This is a genomic window from Thiorhodovibrio frisius (genome assembly GCF_033954835.1).
GTDB classification, from domain to species: domain Bacteria; phylum Pseudomonadota; class Gammaproteobacteria; order Chromatiales; family Chromatiaceae; genus Thiorhodovibrio; species Thiorhodovibrio frisius.
Genome location: NZ_CP121471.1, coordinates 1,957,191 through 1,973,774, shown reverse-complemented (window position 1 = coordinate 1,973,774; position 16,584 = coordinate 1,957,191). Strand labels below are relative to the sequence as shown.

The 16,584-nt window shown below is 62.5% G+C and carries 15 protein-coding genes; 4 read left to right on the top strand and 11 right to left on the bottom strand.

Annotation, left to right across the window (positions count from 1 at the left end; all coding sequences use genetic code 11):
- From gltS to Thiofri_RS09220, 8 genes are all read right to left on the bottom strand, one after another.
- Complete coding sequence (gltS, locus tag Thiofri_RS09255) at positions 1-1,209, bottom strand: sodium/glutamate symporter (protein ID WP_009148382.1); 1,209 nt, start codon at positions 1,207-1,209, stop codon at positions 1-3.
- Between the two features lie 191 nt (positions 1,210-1,400).
- A complete protein-coding gene (locus Thiofri_RS09250; protein WP_009148381.1) occupies positions 1,401-2,102 on the bottom strand; it encodes a potassium channel family protein in 702 nt (233 codons plus the stop codon).
- A gap of 52 nt (positions 2,103-2,154) precedes the next feature.
- Positions 2,155-2,439: a TolC family protein gene (locus Thiofri_RS09245; protein ID WP_009148380.1), complete on the bottom strand. Its 285-nt coding sequence runs from the start codon at positions 2,437-2,439 to the stop codon at positions 2,155-2,157.
- Complete coding sequence (locus tag Thiofri_RS09240) at positions 2,432-3,367, bottom strand: hypothetical protein (RefSeq protein WP_009148379.1); 936 nt, start codon at positions 3,365-3,367, stop codon at positions 2,432-2,434. Before Thiofri_RS09240 ends, Thiofri_RS09245 begins: the two co-directional genes overlap by 8 nt.
- A 106-nt stretch (positions 3,368-3,473) precedes the next feature.
- Positions 3,474-7,256 carry a PAS domain-containing hybrid sensor histidine kinase/response regulator gene (locus Thiofri_RS09235; RefSeq protein ID WP_190275803.1) on the bottom strand — a complete coding sequence of 1,261 codons (3,783 nt, stop codon included), beginning with the start codon at positions 7,254-7,256 and terminating at the stop codon, positions 3,474-3,476.
- Positions 7,257-7,378: 122 nt separating this feature from the next.
- Positions 7,379-7,444, bottom strand: a complete 66-nt coding sequence (locus Thiofri_RS09230; RefSeq protein WP_407702939.1) for a hypothetical protein — start codon at positions 7,442-7,444, stop codon at positions 7,379-7,381.
- Between the two features lie 200 nt (positions 7,445-7,644).
- A complete protein-coding gene (locus Thiofri_RS09225; RefSeq protein WP_190275802.1) occupies positions 7,645-8,928 on the bottom strand; it encodes a GGDEF domain-containing response regulator in 1,284 nt (427 codons plus the stop codon).
- Positions 8,929-9,088: 160 nt separating this feature from the next.
- Positions 9,089-11,887, bottom strand: coding sequence for an ATP-binding protein (locus Thiofri_RS09220; RefSeq protein WP_190275801.1), 2,799 nt, complete (start codon positions 11,885-11,887; stop codon positions 9,089-9,091).
- A 245-nt stretch (positions 11,888-12,132) separates the two neighbouring features.
- Here Thiofri_RS09220 and Thiofri_RS09215 point away from each other — a divergent pair, with 245 nt between their 5' ends.
- Positions 12,133-12,519, top strand: a complete 387-nt coding sequence (locus Thiofri_RS09215) for a polyphosphate kinase 2 family protein (protein WP_040855705.1) — start codon at positions 12,133-12,135, stop codon at positions 12,517-12,519.
- Between the two features lie 101 nt (positions 12,520-12,620).
- On the opposite strand, the gene Thiofri_RS09210 is transcribed toward Thiofri_RS09215, so the two are convergent.
- From Thiofri_RS09210 to Thiofri_RS09200, 3 genes are all read right to left on the bottom strand, one after another.
- Positions 12,621-13,028 carry a hypothetical protein gene (locus tag Thiofri_RS09210; protein WP_009148375.1) on the bottom strand — a complete coding sequence of 136 codons (408 nt, stop codon included), beginning with the start codon at positions 13,026-13,028 and terminating at the stop codon, positions 12,621-12,623.
- Between the two features lie 61 nt (positions 13,029-13,089).
- Complete coding sequence (locus tag Thiofri_RS09205; protein ID WP_009148374.1) at positions 13,090-13,662, bottom strand: hypothetical protein; 573 nt, start codon at positions 13,660-13,662, stop codon at positions 13,090-13,092.
- 34 nt (positions 13,663-13,696) lie between these two features.
- Positions 13,697-14,017 carry a DUF3419 family protein gene (locus tag Thiofri_RS09200; RefSeq protein ID WP_407702938.1) on the bottom strand — a complete coding sequence of 107 codons (321 nt, stop codon included), beginning with the start codon at positions 14,015-14,017 and terminating at the stop codon, positions 13,697-13,699.
- Between the two features lie 131 nt (positions 14,018-14,148).
- Here Thiofri_RS09200 and Thiofri_RS09195 point away from each other — a divergent pair, with 131 nt between their 5' ends.
- From Thiofri_RS09195 to Thiofri_RS09185, 3 genes are read left to right on the top strand one after another with little or no spacing between them, the layout of a single operon-like run.
- The gene (locus Thiofri_RS09195; protein ID WP_009148373.1) at positions 14,149-14,466 is read left to right on the top strand and encodes a PepSY domain-containing protein; all 318 of its coding nucleotides are present in this window, start codon (positions 14,149-14,151) and stop codon (positions 14,464-14,466) included.
- Between the two features lie 6 nt (positions 14,467-14,472).
- Positions 14,473-15,186: a response regulator gene (locus Thiofri_RS09190; RefSeq protein ID WP_009148372.1), complete on the top strand. Its 714-nt coding sequence runs from the start codon at positions 14,473-14,475 to the stop codon at positions 15,184-15,186.
- Positions 15,183-16,526, top strand: a complete 1,344-nt coding sequence (locus Thiofri_RS09185; protein ID WP_009148371.1) for an ATP-binding protein — start codon at positions 15,183-15,185, stop codon at positions 16,524-16,526. The genes Thiofri_RS09190 and Thiofri_RS09185 overlap by 4 nt, the downstream gene beginning before the upstream one ends.
- The last annotated feature ends 58 nt before the right edge of the window (positions 16,527-16,584 follow it).

Genomic DNA, 16,584 nt, shown 5'->3' with positions numbered 1-16,584 from the left:
TCAGAACCCGAACCAGGGCAGCGCCAAGAACCCCTGGATGACCAGGGCGTTACAGATGTCGATCAGGAAGGCACCAATGATCGGCACCAGCAGGAAGGCCATCGGCGACAAGCCATGGCGACTGGTCACGGCCTGCATATTGGCGATGGCGGTGGGCGTGGCACCAAGCTGGAAGCCGCATTGGCCGGCGGCAATCACCGCCGCGTCATAATTGCGGCCCATGACACGGAAGGTCAGAAACACCACCAGCAGCACCGTGAGCAAAGCCTGGGCGACCAGTATGATCAGAATCGGCAGGGCCAGATTGACCAGCTCCCACAAGCGCAGCGACATCAGCGCCATGGCCAGAAACAGCGACAGGCTGACGGTGCCCATCAGCTCGATGGTGGGGCCGTCGATGCGGTAGAGCCCGCTCAGACTCAGTGCATTGCGCAGTATGATCCCCACCAGCAAGCACCAGACGAAGGTCGGCAAGGTGATACCGGGGATGGTCAGACGCTCGGCTAGCAGGGCGCCGACCCCCAGGCACAACATCAGGATCAGGATGGTCTCGATCAGGGATTCCGGGCTCAGGGCGCGGCGTTCATCCTTCGGCACCTCGCCGGGGCCGAGCGACGCCACCGACTGTGCCTCGGGCTGCAAGTGATGCCGGCGAATCAGCCATTGCGCCACCGGCCCGCCGAGGACACCGCCCAAGATCAGCCCGAAGGTGGCGCAGGCCATGGCCACCTCGACCGCGCCCTGCAGACCGTTCACCTCGCCGAACACCTGCCCATAGGCCGCGCCCGTGCCATGCCCACCGGCCAGCGTCGCCGAGCCGCCGAGGATGCCCATCAAAGGATTGAGATCGAGCCCCAGCGCAATCGCCACGCCGACGACGTTTTGCAGCACCAGCGCCACCACCACCGCCGCCAGCAGCAACAATAGCTTGCGCCCGCCTTGAGTCAGGGTGCGCACATCGGCACCGAGCCCGACGGTGGAGAAGAAGATCAGCAGCAGCGGCGATTGCAGCCCCATGTCGAAGGACAATTCGGTACCGGTGCCAACCCGCACGAGCGTCAGCACCACAGCGACGATCAACCCGCCCACCACTGGATCGGGAATGCTGTACCGGGCCAGGAAGTCGATGCGCCCGATCAGCCAGCGGCCAACCAAAAGCACCAGGATGGCGAACACCACGGTGAGTGGCAAGGGGATTTCGATGGCCATAGGTCTGACACCTCTCCAACCGCGATGGGTCGTCCGACTTGAAGCTTGCTACCCTTCAGTCTATCGAAGAACCTGCTGCATTAGTGACCATTCTGCGCCAGATTGCGGGCTCAATGATGGAAGCCAGATGCATATTCGCGCTGTGCTGGTCGAGCAGATGAGTTCATACCGCTTGGCGTGCATGTTGGCGACTAATGGCTCGAGGTCCGGATGCCAACCAGGCGGGCGAGGAATACGGCAACGAACATGGGTCCGACAACGGCCTCGATCATCGCCAACGACTTTGCCGGCTGCGTCAATGGTGTGATGTCGCCGAAGCCGACGGTGGTCAGGGTGACGAAGCTGAAATAGATCAGTTGACCCTGGACCTGGTCGTGGCCAACCGGGGCTGCATGCGCGTAATAGAAGGAGCCTGGTGAAAATGTCTCCAGCAACATAAACACCAGAGCAAAGCAGTAGCCGAGCAGGATATAAACGCAGATGCCGCCGTAAACCGTGTCGTTGGTTGGTGATCCGCGGCGCTGGATGTAGACGAAGAGCGCGCCGGCGTTAAAGGCGGTAAAGAGCAGCGAGAACAGGATGGATACTGGTGCCAGCGCCGAGGCCTGAAGCCAGAAAAAGGTCCAGCGGGCGGCAAGTGCTGGCACCAAAAGCACGCAGCCGACAATGAGCAGAATTCTCTTGCGGTACATCGAGACCAGCCCGGCGAGCAGGACGGCTGATGCAGCGATGTTTCCAACTAGTTCGCCGATGCCGGTGGTCGCAAAGCCGCTGGCACCAGCGAGAACGAGCAGACTGAAGAGCAGGATGGCGAAACGCATCGGGCGCGCCTTGGGCTCGGAGTCGCGCACGAAACCGCTGCTTGTTTGATTCCGGCGATGAGTTTTGAACATGCGATGGACCTCAAGCTTGGCGCTTAGGCGATTGCCGGAAAATCTCGTCACATCAGGGCAAACTTTCCCGCGAGGTGAGTGAGCCGACGACAAAGGCTAAGTTCACCGCGCCGATTAGCGCGCCCGCATGCGCCTCTGCCTGCGCCTGGCGAGCATCGAGGAGCGCGGTGTCCGCCTCTGTTGCCACATCGACGGTGCCGACGCCATTGCGGTAGGCCGCCAAGGCGGCATCATAGGTGGTCGATGCGGCAGCGACCAGCGCCGTGGCGGCGCGGTGCGATTCGAGCGCGGTGCATGGCCAGCGACGGGCGGGGGGGCGACACCCTCGACTATCCACCGGAGGGTTCACCTGGCGCGGATCGGGGCTGATGTCGGCCTTCCGGACCCTCGGGGTTGATGATCTCGATTAGCATCAGATAACTGGCGATCAGGAAGCAGCATGAGCCGAGAAAGGTCGAACCATTGCTGAGCATCGGGTTCTCGAAATCGGACTTGAAGCCGAACCAGGCGCAGAGAAAAAAGCCGATGGCGCCCAGCAGATTGAACAGGCCACTCCACCAGCCGAGCGAATTCCAGGCGGGACTTAGCGCGGTTGGCTGCACCTCACGCATCGCCATCCAGGCTGCAATCATGAACCAGCTGGCACCAATCATCTGTGGCAGCCAGAACCAGGCAAAGGCATTGATGGCAGGGTGCTTCGCCAACAAGGCGCCGACCACGCAGGGCACGAAGAAGATGGTCGCGCCAAGCAACTGCACCAGATTCAGCCAATAGCCCCAGTTGGCCGGTCGCAGCCCGAACCAGCGAAGATGATGATTGTCGGCGTGCAGGGCGCGGCTATGCCCGGCCTCATCATCGCGGAACAGCAACACATAACGCGGCGCGTTCAGCACCTCCAGCCAGGAAAGATAGGCGCCGATGAGAAAGATCCCGCCACCGAGCACCGCTGTCCAAATGGGCACCTCGGCCTTGATCACAGGCGCATCGGAAAGCGGCAGAACGCTCCCTAGACCGTTGACAAGCCACACGAGGCTGCCGAAGGTAAAGACTGCTGCGACCCACCAGGACAGTGATCTCCACTGAAGGGCAAACAAGCGATACCTGACCCGCGCTGCATAGGCCCCATCGGCCGTCTTCAGCGGGTGCGAACGCCCTTTGCGATGGTTGCGCGCGTTCCAATGCAGCTCGATCCCTGCTTCCGCATGGCGAAAGACATGCTGAAACGAGCGCGCCTCAGCCGTGTCGAAGCGGCGCGGTTCACGCATCGCCTTTAATGATCTCGCGGGCTTTCATGATGAGCTTCATCCGCGTGGGGTCGCCAATAATCTTGATGTCTGTGAGCGGATCGGCGCTGGGATCAAAACCGGAAACTCATTTGCGCTGAGTATCTGAGCGCAAAAAAGCCGCGGCCATGTGTTGAAAGTCATCGGCGGCCGATGGGAGTTGCACGGCGATCTGTCGTGCCTGTTCCAAGTCCTGAGCGCGCAGCGCCTGCTCCAGGTCTCGGCAGATTCGGCACAGTCGCTCGGCGCTGACATTGGCGCTAGCGCCTGCTAGCGAGTGGGCCAGGCGCAGGCGCTCGCCCAGATCGGATGCATCGGATGCGCTCAGCGCTGCCTGTAGCTCGGTGATCCGTCCGGGCAAGTCAGAGACAAACCCCTGCAGAACCTCCTTGGCCAACTCGCTGTGGTGCATAAGGCGTTGCAACATGTCGGCGTGATTGAAGGCAAGCGCGGTGTTTGCGCCGGCATCTTCAACTTGCGTCTGCTCAGGCGCGTTGCCAGCTGCCAGGATACGGGCCGGATTCTGCACCTGGGTCTGGTCGCCCAGCCAGCGCTTGATGACCGCGTCCACCGCCTCGGCTGCGAGAGGCTTGGGGAGATAGTCGTTCATGCCCGCCTGCAGGCAGCGCTGGCGGTCTCCCGCCATGGCATGGGCAGTGAGCGCGATGATCGGGATATCCGGGTTGACGGTGCCGGCCTCGCGCGTGCGGATGCACCGGGTGGCCTCCAGGCCGTCCATCACCGGCATTTGGACATCCATCAGGACCAGCGCGTAGGGATGCTGGCGCAGCGCGGCGAGTGCCTCCTCGCCGTTGGTGACCACATCGGCCTCGATTCCCAAGCGTTTTAGCAAGCCCAGAGCGACTTGCTGATTGATCTGATTGTCCTCAGCCAGCAGGATGCGGACGCTCTGTTGAGCCAGAGGCTGCAATTGCGCCGGCGTATCTGGCTTTTCCGGCGGCATCGACAGTGCCGCTGCATTAGCCGCCCTTGTTGGCGATAAGTCTGTCGGCTCAGACGCCTCGGCCGATACTGATGCGGATGCAGGCGGTGGCGTTCCGGCTGCCGGGGTGCCATGTGAAGCCGCCGTCGAATCGAGAAAAAGCCGGTTGATTAGTTGCTTGAGCTCCTGATGGCGAACCGGCTTGGGCAAGCTGGCGTTAAAGCCCAGCGCGGCGAAGCCTTGGGAGTCTTTCTCGGTGAGCAGTGAGGGCAGGAGCACCAGGCGCAGGGCGGTGAAGCGCGTGTCGGCGCGGATCGCCTTGCAAAGCGCGGCGCCGTCCATGCCGGGCATCTGCAGGTCGATCAGCGCAAGCGCGAAGGGATCATCGTCATCGAGTGCCTGGTAGAGCAGTCTGAGCGCATCCGTGGCTTCGGCGGTGTCGACCGGGCGCAGGCGCCACTCAAGCATGCGTCCGCGCAGCACCTGGCGGTTGGTGGCGTTGTCATCGACGATCAAGACGCGTTTTCCGCTCAGGTCTGGGGCGGGTTGCGCGGGGGCGTCGCGGTTGGATGCATCCGCATCCTCCGGCAGGCGCTCGAGTTCAAGCTCAAACCAGAAGGTCGAGCCCTGCCCCGGCTGGCTGTCGACGCCAATCTCTCCGCCCATGAGCTCGGTCAGCTGTCGCGAGATGGCGAGTCCCAGCCCGGTGCCACCAAAGCGGCGGGTGCTCGATGCGTCGACCTGGGAAAATTTCTGAAACAGCCGATCACGCTTGTCCGGCGGAATCCCGATGCCGGTATCCGCGACCCGGAAGTGGAGTCGCACCCGTGTCGGCGCGCTGTCTTCCAGGGAATCCACTGACGCAGGCTGCTGCTCGGCCAGATGCACGCGAACACTCACTTCGCCAACTTCGGTGAACTTGATGGCATTGCCGGCGAGATTGGTCAAAATCTGGCGCAGACGGCTGGCATCGCCGCGCAGCTGGGCGGGAACGCCGGCGTCCGCGGCGCAGATGAACTCCAGGGATTTCTCGTGCGCGCGCAAGGCAAGGCTGGCGGCGAGGTCGTCGAGGACGTTCCGTAGGTCGAAATCGATTGCTTCAAGCTCCAGCCGGCCGGCCTCGATCTTGGAGAAATCCAGAATATCGTTGATGACGCCGAGCAGGGATTCGCCCGAGCTGCGAATAATCTCGGCATATTGGCGCTGTTGGTCGTCCATCGGGGTTTCAAGCAACAGGCTGGTCATGCCGATGACGCCGTTCATGGGGGTGCGAATTTCATGGCTCATGTTGGCGAGAAATTCGCTTTTCGCGCGGTTGGCGCTATCTGCCTGCTCGGCCAGCGCATTGGCCTGGTTGATGGCGGTCTCGAGCGCACTATTGGCATTGCGCAGCGCGTTCTCGGCGTTCTTGTAGTCGCTAATGTCGCCAATGTAGCCGTGCCAGAGCACACTGCCGTCAGCGAGGCGCTCGGGATTGGCTGTGCCGCGCAGCCAGCGGGTGCCGCGCTTTGGCAGCTTGACGCGGTATTCGCATTCCCAATGGGTGAGGTGCTCGAAGGAAGTCAGAATGGAGGTCTGAACATGCGCGATATCACTGGGATGAATGCGCTTGAACACCGTGCTGGCATCGCCGCGGACCTCCTCGGGGCTCACCTCGTAGATATCGCGAATATGCTCGGAGGCAAAGGGAAAGCAACTGCGCCCGTCTGGATGGTAGCGGAATTGGTAGATGGCGCCCGGCACCTGCTGCGAAAGCTTCTCGAGCAACTCGGCGCTGGCGCGTACCGCCTGCTCGGCGCGCCAGCGGTCGGTGATGTCGTAATTGATGCCGGTCATCCGCAGCGGCTGGTTGTGCTCGTCTTTGATGACCTGGGCGACGCCCTTTAATCGCCGGATATCGCCATTCGGCCAGCAGACACGAAATTCGCTGGTGAATTCCTGGCCGGTCTCGAGCGCCCGTTGCACTTTGGCCGCCGCGCGCTCGCGATCTTCGGGGTGCACCGCGTCGCGCCAGTCGGCATATTCGCCGCGAAAGGCCTTGGGGTCGCTCCCGTAGAGACGATGCATCCACGGGTCCCAGGTCAGGCGTCCGCTGGCGACATCAAAATCCCAGACACCGAAGCGGGCTGCCTCGGCCGCGAGCTGCAAGCGCTCGTTGACGCGCGCTAGCGCCTGCTCAGTCTGCTTGCGCTCTGATGTGTCGCGGGCTGTCCCGTAGATGCGGCCGTCTTGGAGACGGGCGCGCCACTCGAGCCAGCGATAGCTGCCGTCGCGGCAGCGGTAACGGTTCTCGAAGCCGAAGACGCTGTGGCCCAGGTTCAGCTGATTGACGGCGGTCTGGGTGGCTTCCAGGTCATCGGGGTGCAGGAAGTCGGAAAAGCGCTTGCCAATCAGGTCATTGAGCGGATAGCCGAGAACCTGCTCCCATTCGGGATTGACCCGCAGAAAACGGCCATCATTGTCGGCGATCAGCAGCAGATCGCGGCTGAAGGCGAAGTAGCGGTCGAGCTCTTCATTGGCCTCGCGCAGCTTGATCTCGGTATGCTTGCGCGCGGTGATGTCCTGATGGGTGCCGAGCATCAGCAGCGGCTTGGGCGGCTCGTCATTGCTCCAGGAGAAGACGCGACCGCGGTCGAGTACCCAGACCCAGTGCCCGTCCTTGTGGCGCATGCGGGATTCGAATTCGTAGAAGTCGCTCTTGCCGCTGAAGTGTTCCTGCAGCAGGCGCTCGCTCTCGGCGAGGTCGTCGGGATGGGCAAAGCGCATCCAGGTCTCGATGGAAACCGGCCCCAGCTCCGCCAAGGTGTAGCCGATGATCTCCGCCCAGCGCTCGTTAAAAATGACCTCTCCGGTCTGCACCTCCCATTCCCAAGTGCCGACCCGCGTGCCCTCGAGAATGCCCGCCAGGCGTTCGCTTTTGGAGAGCAAGGTTTTGCGCTGCTGTGTTTCGGATGGCTTCGGCGCTTTCATAGTGGCGGGATTATACAACCATAAACGGCGGGTTTTCGGCCTGCCGCCATCCCGAATTTTTGGTGCTTAATCGATGCGCTTCAGCTCCCGCTGACGCGACTGCGGGCGCGCACGATGCGCTCAAGCGTGTCGCGCTCATAGCGCATGTACTCCTTGCACAGGGTGACGAGCTTGGGGATTTCGTCATGGCGCTATTTTAGCGCTACGTCGATATTCGACCAGGCCTTGGCAACAAAGGCTACCTGGCCTCTGACAAGATAGGCAGTCTGTAGCGAAACGCTTTCGTCGCCATCGCCAAGACCGGCTAGCTCCCTTGCTAAAGTGGCCATGGCAGCCTTTTTCACGCCTAGCCTGTGTGACCTTCGGTGCCAGGATGTTCGGAGAATATCCGGTAGCTGTTCTTACCCGCCTGCTTGGCTTGGTACATGGCCATGTCGGCCTGGTGCAGGAGCGCGTCGGCGTCGATGCATGCAGCTTGGGGGTAAAAGGTCACGCCGATGCTGGCCGAGACGCACAGGGATAAGCGATCAATCATCACGGGTTCCGCAGCCGCGGCAAGTAGTCGTTCGAGCAAGGTCCGGCAGTCGTTGTCATCGGTCAGGTCGACCAGAACAGCGGCGAATTCGTCGCCACCGAGGCGGGCGAGGGTGTCGACTTCGCGAATCGTCGCTTGCAGTCGATGGGCCAGGGCGACCAGAAATTGATCGCCAACCTTGTGACCATGGGCGTCATTGATCGGCTTGAAGCCGTCGAGATCGAGGTAGACCAGGACCAGGCGTTGTCCGCTGCGATCGGCGGCTGCCATGGCGTGGCACAGGCGCTCGTGCAATTGCAGTCGGTTAGCCAGGCCGGTCAGGTTGTCGCGATGCGCCAGGGTTTCGAGTTGTTCCTGCTGGGCTTTGACTGCGCAGATGTCGCGACTGGTGCCGACCAGGCGGCACCCGGCGCCGCGTTCGTCGTAGGTTAACTTGCCGAGCGAATGCAGCCAGTGGCGATGGCCATTCGGCCAGATGACGCGGTAGGTCTGGTCGAAGGGTTCACCCGTGCGCAGCGTGCGGCGCAAATTCGCCAGGCAGGCACGCCGATCGCGCGGATCGATGCGGTGTTTGATCGCGCCCAAAGGGCCCTCGCGGCATTCGTCCACAAGCCCGAGCAGAGCCGCCTGACGGGTCGTCCAGCGCAGGCGACCACTGTCAATGTCATAGGTCCATATCCCCATGGCCGCCGCCTCAAGGGCAATCTCAAGGCGCTCTTTGCTCTCGCGCAATGCGTGCTCGCGCTGGCGCAGGCGCAGTTGCAGGCGCACGCGCATGCGCACCAGGGTGGGATTGATTGGCTTGCTGATGAAGTCCACCGCGCCTTGCGCCAGGGCACGGGTCTCGCTTGGTGCATCGTTACGGGCGGTGATGAAAATGACTGGAATCATGGCCGTGAGCGGGTCGCGCTTCAGCGCGGCGCAGACCGCATAGCCGTCCATCTCCGGCATCATCACATCGAGCAGAATCAGGTCGGGATAGGGCGCGCGCCGCGCGAGCGCCAAGGCATCCGCCCCATTGGTGGCAGCCATGACGTGAAACTGGCGGTCGAGCACCTCGGCGAGCAGCTGTAAATTGACAGGCTGATCGTCCACGATAAGGATTAACGGTCTCCCGTCCCCCGCGCCAGACTCTGTCAGGCCGGATTCAGTCAGGCCGCCTATGCTCTGATCAGATTTGCTCTGATCAGATTGGCGCTGATCAGATTCGCTGTGGCAGGAGTCGTTCATCGGGAGTCACATGCGCGGCGCTTTGCTAAGGCGTTTGATCGGGTGCCTGCTGGTCGATCAAGGCCTGCAGGCAAAGTTCCGCCGACGGGTAATCGAAGACACGCAGGCAGGCCTTCATTGCCTCCAGGGATGCCCGTGATGATTCAGGTAAGGATGTACGCAAGCGCTCGAGCATGGCCGGAGAGACGAAGCGACTCTGGCGCAGCAGTGCGCGCAGCTCATGGAGCTGGCGTGAGGCCTCGCCGGGGTCCGCAAGCGGTTGCACTGAGCGCTCCAAAGTGCCGAGCGCGGCGATTTGGGCAAGCGCGTCCGCATGAGCACCGCGCAGGCGCTCGATCAAGGGTGCCAGCTGCGTGATCGAATCCGGGCTGCTGCCGGCCTCGAGCACCTCGCCCAGAATATTGTCCAGCGCCTCGGCTGCCGCGCTGAGCCGCGTGGCACCCACATTGGCGGCGACGCCCTTGAGCTGGTGCGTTCCCCGATAGGCGGTTGTCCAGTCCTCGCGCGCGATAGCGCCAGCGATGTTATCAACATTATCGCGCACCGAGTCGGCGAATCCACGCAACAGATTGTTGATATCTTCTTGCTTGTCATAGATTTCGTTCAGGGTGCTGAGATCGAAACCCACCAGCGTTGATGGCTTGTCCTCTGGGGCCGATGCCAGATGCAAAGTTGGAGTCGAAGTCGATCCGTCCGCTGCTGGCCTTACCGGGGTTCCTTCCGCGGCATCTGCCTCGACTGTCCTGCTGGCTGGCTCGGGCTGAATTGTCGCGGGCGCAAGCCAGCGCGCGATTGTTGCATTCAGGGTGTCCAGGGTCACTGGCTTGGGCAATAGGTCGCTCATGCCGGCGGTGGTAATCTTCTCGCGCTCGGCGGCGGTGACGCCAGCGGTCAGGGCAATCACCGGCAACTCGCGCCAAGCCGGGTTGGCGCGCAGTTGGCGGGTGGCAGTGAGACCATCCATGCGCGGCATCTGGATGTCCATCAGCACCAAATCGGGCGGCGCACTGGCGGCGAGTTGCTCAAGCGCCTGTTGTCCATCGCCGACGATGATCGCCTCCGTACCCAGCAATGCGAGCATGCCCCTGATCACTTGCTGGTTGATCGGCTGATCCTCGGCGACCAGAACGCGCACCCCGCTCAAATCGACCCGCGCGCTAACATCGGTTTGTGCCGCTGCCGACGGTGCCTCGGCGATTTTCAACCTGACCTCGAAGCTGAAACGACTTCCACCCTCCAACGCGCTCTCGACCTCAAGCTGCCCGCCCATCATCTCGATCAGCCGCCGACTGATGCTCAAGCCAAGACCGGTGCCGCCGAAGCGCCGCGCAATGGAATCGTCTCCCTGGGTGAAGGGTTGGAACAAGCGCGCGCGGGTTTCGCGATCCATGCCGATGCCGGTGTCGGTGACTGTCCAGCGAAGCCGAGTAACGGCTTCGGTGCATTCAATGCATGCAATCTGCAGTGTGATGCGGCCCGTTTCAGTGAATTTGATGGCATTGCTGAGCAGGTTCGATAACACCTGCCGCAAGCGCAGCTCGTCGCCTACCAGCCAGCGGGGGACCTTGGGGTCGGCCTCGATGGCTAACTCGAGACCTTTGCCTGTGGCGATGGGCGCGAACAGCGAGCGCTCACTCTCGAGCAGCCGGTCACGGTCGAACGGGGTCTCTTCCAGGCTGAGCTGGCCAGCGTCAATTTTCGACTGATCGAGAATGTCGTTCAGAATTCCAAGCAGGTTGATGCCTGAATGGTGCAGCTGCTCAAGATACCTGCGCGTGATCGGGTTGACTGTCTGTTGCAAAGCCAGCTCGGACAAACCGATGATGCCATTCATCGGTGTACGGATTTCGTGGCTCATGTGGGCGAGAAAGGCGGATTTCGCCTTGGTGGCGGCCTCGGCGGCTTCCTTGGCGGCTGTCAGCTCGGCCTGAACGGCCTTGTAATCGCTGATATCCTGGAGAATCCAGATGCTGCCCGCCTCCGGCTTGGCGGGGTCGATCAACTTGCCTTGCACCTTGATCCAGAGCCTGCTGCCGTCGCGCCGGCGCATCAGGGTTTCGGTGAAAAAGCGCTCCCCGCGCATCAATGCCGGATAGCCTTCGCGGCCAATGCGCTCATAATCCTCGCGGTTGTGGTAGAAGTGCTCGGTCGGCATGCCGACCATCTCATCGAGCGAATAGCCGAACAGCTCGCACATGCGCTGATTGACCCAGACTTGCCGCCGGTCGCGCACAAAGGCGATGGCGACGCTGGAATTGTCGAGAATGGCGCGCAACTCGCGCATGCGCGTGTCGAGATCCTGGGCCAGGCGCTTGCGCTCGGTGATGTCGATAAAGGCGATCACCACACCATAAGCCGGATGCGCCGCCGGCATGGCGCTGACCGATAGCCAGGTGACCCCCTCTGGCCGCTCCACGCCCATTTCGACATCCCGCACCACCCGGCCCTCGCGCAGCGCCCGCACGCTGGCATATTCTTCCACCGGCATCTCCGAGCCGTCCGGGCGCAACAGGCGCCATTGCGGGCCATCGAAGGACCGGCGCAGGTGCTCGGCGCGCGGAATGCCGAGCAGCGTCTCCGCCGCCTGATTGCAATCGACCAGGCGGCCGTCTGGGTCGGTGATGGAAATGCCCATCGGCAGCAGCTCGAACATGGTCCGAAGCTTCGCCTCGGAGCGCTCCAACTCGGCGCTGCGTGCCGCGAATTGCCCCTCCAGGCCATCCTGATCGGCTTGCAACACCTCGTAGTCCATCCCGATGGCGCCTCGCAACCGTTCGAGATCATCTGCGCTGCCATCGATCAGCAGAATTTTCGGCCGTGGCATGGCTGTGGTTGTTTCCATCGCGGTTATTGGCTGAGGGAATGACTCGCAGGCCGCATTGTTCTGCCCTCAAGACGGCTCGTGGCTACTGCTGCAAAGTGCGCCCGCCGTCGACGGATAGGAAATCCAAGCCACCCTGAGCGTCCAGATTGGCCCGAGGAAGGAGGTTAGCGGGGGTGGGGTGCGCGGTCAACGTCCAACTGCGAGGCTAACGGACGTCGGGGCGGTGCTGGCGCGCGCGTTCCGGGGTGCTGGCGCGTGCATCTGCTGGGCAGCGTGCCACCGGCAGACGAGAGGGGCTGCACCGTTGCCTGCGAGAGAAACGGCGGCTACCAGGCGACGCGCTGATCGAACTCGAAGTCGGGCTCGGGCTGCAATCGCGCGTGCGCTGGGAGGCCTACACCAAAGCCAAGGAAGAGACCTTCGCGCGTTCCAACATCCCCGAGGCGCCCTGGTTCGTGGTCGAGGCCAACGACAAGAAACGCGCGCGCCTTAACTGCATTCACCACCTGCTGGAACAAATCCCTTACACGGAAGTTGAGCACGAATCCATCAGCCTGCCGGACCGGGTGTTCGATCCGGACTATGAGCGTTCCACCCTACCGCGCGAGCTGATGGTGCCGGAGCGGTATTGACGCCTTGCCCGCGCTGCCTGCTTGGCCGTGACTGATCTTATCAAAGCCAGTGGTGCTGTTAAGCTCGAAAAAATGCAGCGACCGTTAGCCGCGTCGGGCATTCAATCAGCGACAGTCACAATTCCCATTTCCACGAGCACGGTCATTGCGATGGACGCGATAATCATAAAGGCGATCGCGCCGATCGAGATAAAAATGACCATGCGAGCACCGCCACGCTCGTCCTCGCAGGCTGTGACCGGGTTGCGGCCGTCCCAGAGGCAGGAAAGCGGCTGACCTTCCTGATAATCACCCATGTCATTGAAGGTGAAGCCAAAGTCGCCGATGCGCTGGCGCAACTGGGCATCATCCGGACGCACAACGGCCTGCCAGCGTCCATTGACCGTGTGTACCTTAGCGACTTCGCCCGTGAAAGGCCGGTAATGGCGGTATTTACGCAGCTTCCCCCGCGCGGCAACAGCCAAGACCGCAAAGGCAAGGCACCAAAGTGTGGCGAACAGGAAGCCCATCAGCTTACCCCGTCATCTGTGTTGAAAAGGAAATCAGGCGGCATCAGCGCAACCGCGGCTCTCAACCCAACCGGCCGAGAAAGCGATAATAAGGAACCGAGAATCCCGGCAGATAGGGCACGGGGGCGCGTTCTTCGCTGAATTGATGCGCGGGGAAACGCGCGCGCAATGCGGCGAGATGTTCAGGGTTTGGGTGCACGCCGTCGTGCGCGAACCAGCGCGGCCAGAACCAGCGTGTCAGCGCACCGTGGCGAATTTGCCCGTCTGGCGGCTTCGCGGCCGAGACATAAAAAGCCACCAGGGCGACCTGGCCGAAGGCATCCAGCCGCGCGCAAAAAAACTCCAGATTACGACCGTTACCGCCGCCGAGTTCGATGACATGTGCATCGCCCAATGCATCTTGGCGCGCATGCAAGAGCGCGGCATGCAGGTCATCGATCAAGCGTTCGCGTCCATGCAGCAGTCGATCACGAAAGACGTCGTAGTGACCGGCCTGGGGGCCATAGAAGGCTTGCAGCCGCGTGCGTTGGTCACCGCTTTTGGGCTGGCCGCACAGCAAATGCAGCAGGATGCGCAGGTCGCGCCCAAAACGGGTGACCGGGCCGCTAGCCGCTTGTGGTCGCGCTGACCGCATCGGCGCCGACCCGGTTTCCGCTGCCTGCGCGCGCTCAGACGCGGACATCGGCGATATGAGAGCCCGCGTAAGTATGCACCCGGTCCTGCGCCTGGAGCTTGCCGGCCAGTTCGGGGTGGAAGCGCAGGCGATCGCTCAGGCGGCCGCGCGCCGGCCCCAGCTCCAGGGCTTGGAGATAGCGCGGCGCGGCATGGGCGCTGCGGAAAATGATGCGGGCATCGCCGCGCGCTCGAGCCAGAATCCACTCCCACTCAGCGGCCAGCGCCCTGGGCTGATAGCTGCTCATCCAGTCCATGTGATCGAGCAGCACGTATTTGGAGATAGGCTGATCGTGGTGTCTGAGAAAATCCGTCACCGCACGCAAGCCTAATCTCAGATGCGGGACTCTTACGCGAAAAGACGGCAGGCGCCTGCCAGAGCATGGGTGGCCGACGGGCGCGGTAGAATGCGCAGGCTTGTCAACAACACCTTTGGAGATCAAAGCGCATGGCCGAATTGAAGCGGAACGGGTTGGTCACCGCGATGCTTGCTCTAATACTCACAGCTTCCGTCACATGGGCGTCGGACGACGCCGAGCGCGCGCGCACCCTGACCGAAAGCGGCAAGATTCTGCCCTTGGAACAATTGATCGCGGTCGCGCGCCAACACAAGCCAGGCACATTGATCGAGGCCGAGCTGGACTGGGATCCGGAGCATGGTGTGGCCATCTATGAGCTGTTGATGCTGAGCGAGGACGGCGAGCTGTGGGAATTGGAATTCGACGCCCGCAGCGGTGAGCTGCGGGAAGTCGAGCGGGATGATTAACTCAGCATGCGCCTGCTGCTGATCGAAGACGATATCGCGCTAGCCGAACCGTTAGCGCAAAGCCTGGCACGCGCCGGCTTCGCAGTCGATGTGTTGAGCGACGGACTGGAAGCACAGCCGGCACCGGTGTTTACCGACTACGACGCCATTGTGCTCGACCTTGGGCTGCCGGGTTGCCCGGGGCTTGAGCTGCTGCGCCAATGGCGCGCACAGGGGGTTACCACGCCAGTGCTGATTCTGACTGCGCGCAATGCCTGGCATGAGCGGGTCGATGGCCTCAAGGCCGGGGCGGATGATTATCTCGGTAAGCCTTTCCACACCGAAGAACTGCTTGCGCGCCTGCAAGCACTGCTGCGCCGCGCCGCCGGGCAAGCTCGCGAGTGCCTCAGCGTGGCTGGACTGACGCTCGACGAAGACCGCCAGGAGGTCAGGCTAACAAATGGCGAGGCGGTGGCGCTGACGGGCATGGAGTTTCGACTGCTACGCTACTTGATGTGCCATCCGGGCAAAGTCTTGGGCAAGGAGGCGCTCACCGATCATCTTTACGATCAGCACAACGAGCGCGGCAGTAATCTGATCGAAGTCTATGTGCGGCGCCTGCGCGAGAAAATCGGCGCCGGATACATTCGCACCCAGCGCGGTCAGGGCTATCGTTTTGGCGCGCTCGACAACCCCCTGATCAAACCAGCCGTCAACCCACCCGTCAACCCGACCGAATGAACTCCCTCGAGCATCAGCTCAATCTTGGCCTGTCGCTCAGTCTGCTGCTGCTGATTGGCTGCGCCTGGTGGCTGGGACACGCAGCCTTGCATCGCAGTGCCGATGCTGTGGTTCTCACCCGGCTTGAGCAAAATGCCGAGACCCTACTGGCCAACCTGCGCTTCGACTCCAGTGGCCGGCCGCGTGTGGCAGAACACCATCTCGCGCCCAGCACCCGGCAACCCTACTCTGGACATTACCTGGTGCTGCAGGGCGCCGAAGGTGTCGAATGGCGCTCGCGCTCCCTATGGGATGCGACGCTGGAGGCGCGACAGCTTTCGCCTGGCGAGCAGGCAATCTGGCGGCAGCCGGGGCCGGATGGGCAGGAGTTACTCGTCTGGGGTGCCGGCTATCGGCGCGACGGGGTGGAATTTAGCCTTGCCAGCGCCGAGGATGCGCGCCCGGTCTTGCGCGAAATTCGCGGCTTCGAGGTGACTGTGGCCCTGCTCGCAACTCTGGCCTTTGTCGGCATGCTATTGATTCAGCGCTGGATGTTGCGGCGTGCCTTTGCGCGGCTGGCCCCCCTGTATCGGGATATCCGCCAGCTCGAAGCCGGCGCCACTGGCCATCTCACCGAGGCAGTGCCGCGGGAGTTTCTGCCGCTGGTGCGCAAGCTCAATGGACTGCTGGCAGTCTATGCCGCGCGCCTGGAACGCTCGCGCCAGGCGGCAGGCAATCTGGCACATGCGTTCAAAGGGCCGCTTGCAGTCTTTCTGCGCACACTGGAGCCAGGCCAAGCGACGGCGGCGGCGCAAGACGCTGCGCGCGCCCAGATCGCGCGGCTTGAGGCACTGATTGAGCGCGAGTTGCGCCGCGCACGTCTGTCCGGCGCGCCGGCGGCCGGAGCCTGGTTCGACGCCGATGCGGAACTTGGCCCGCTCATCCGACTGCTCAAGCAGGTCTACGCTGACAAAGCGCTGCACATCGACTGGACGGTCGCGCATCCCGAGCCCCTGCCCTTTGATCGCGAGGACATGCTCGAACTACTTGGCAATCTGCTTGATAACGCCTGCAAATGGAGCCACGGCCAGGTTCGGGTACGCCTTTGGGTGGAGGATGGCACCTGCCGCATCGCCATCGACGACGATGGGCCGGGCTGTCCGGAACCGGCGTTGAGCGAGATTCTGGCCCGCGGCGCGCGCCTTGATGAGCGCACCCAAGGTCACGGATTGGGGCTTTCCATCGTGCGTGAAATCCTCGCCCTGTATTGCGGAGAGCTAAAACTCGGACGCTCGGCACTCGGTGGGCTACGTGTCGAAATCGCGCTGCCGCTGGCTGCAGCGACTGGACAGCTGGACTGATTGAAGTGCGGCCAGTCGGCGCGCAGTTGCAAATGGTCGATTGCCCAGAGCTTGTCCC

Excerpts from the sequence above, each read along its gene's own strand:
- gltS (WP_009148382.1), bottom strand. The coding sequence starts at position 1,209 with ATGGCCATCGAAATCCCCTTGCCACTCACCGTGGTGTTCGCCATCCTG.
- Thiofri_RS09250 (WP_009148381.1), bottom strand. The coding sequence starts at position 2,102 with ATGTTCAAAACTCATCGCCGGAATCAAACAAGCAGCGGTTTCGTGCGC.
- Thiofri_RS09240 (WP_009148379.1), bottom strand. The coding sequence starts at position 3,367 with ATGCGTGAACCGCGCCGCTTCGACACGGCTGAGGCGCGCTCGTTTCAG.
- Thiofri_RS09220 (WP_190275801.1), bottom strand. The coding sequence starts at position 11,887 with ATGCCACGGCCGAAAATTCTGCTGATCGATGGCAGCGCAGATGATCTC.
- Thiofri_RS09210 (WP_009148375.1), bottom strand. The coding sequence starts at position 13,028 with ATGGGCTTCCTGTTCGCCACACTTTGGTGCCTTGCCTTTGCGGTCTTG.
- Thiofri_RS09205 (WP_009148374.1), bottom strand. The coding sequence starts at position 13,662 with ATGCGGTCAGCGCGACCACAAGCGGCTAGCGGCCCGGTCACCCGTTTT.
- Thiofri_RS09195 (WP_009148373.1), top strand. The coding sequence starts at position 14,149 with ATGGCCGAATTGAAGCGGAACGGGTTGGTCACCGCGATGCTTGCTCTA.
- Thiofri_RS09190 (WP_009148372.1), top strand. The coding sequence starts at position 14,473 with ATGCGCCTGCTGCTGATCGAAGACGATATCGCGCTAGCCGAACCGTTA.
- Thiofri_RS09185 (WP_009148371.1), top strand. The coding sequence starts at position 15,183 with ATGAACTCCCTCGAGCATCAGCTCAATCTTGGCCTGTCGCTCAGTCTG.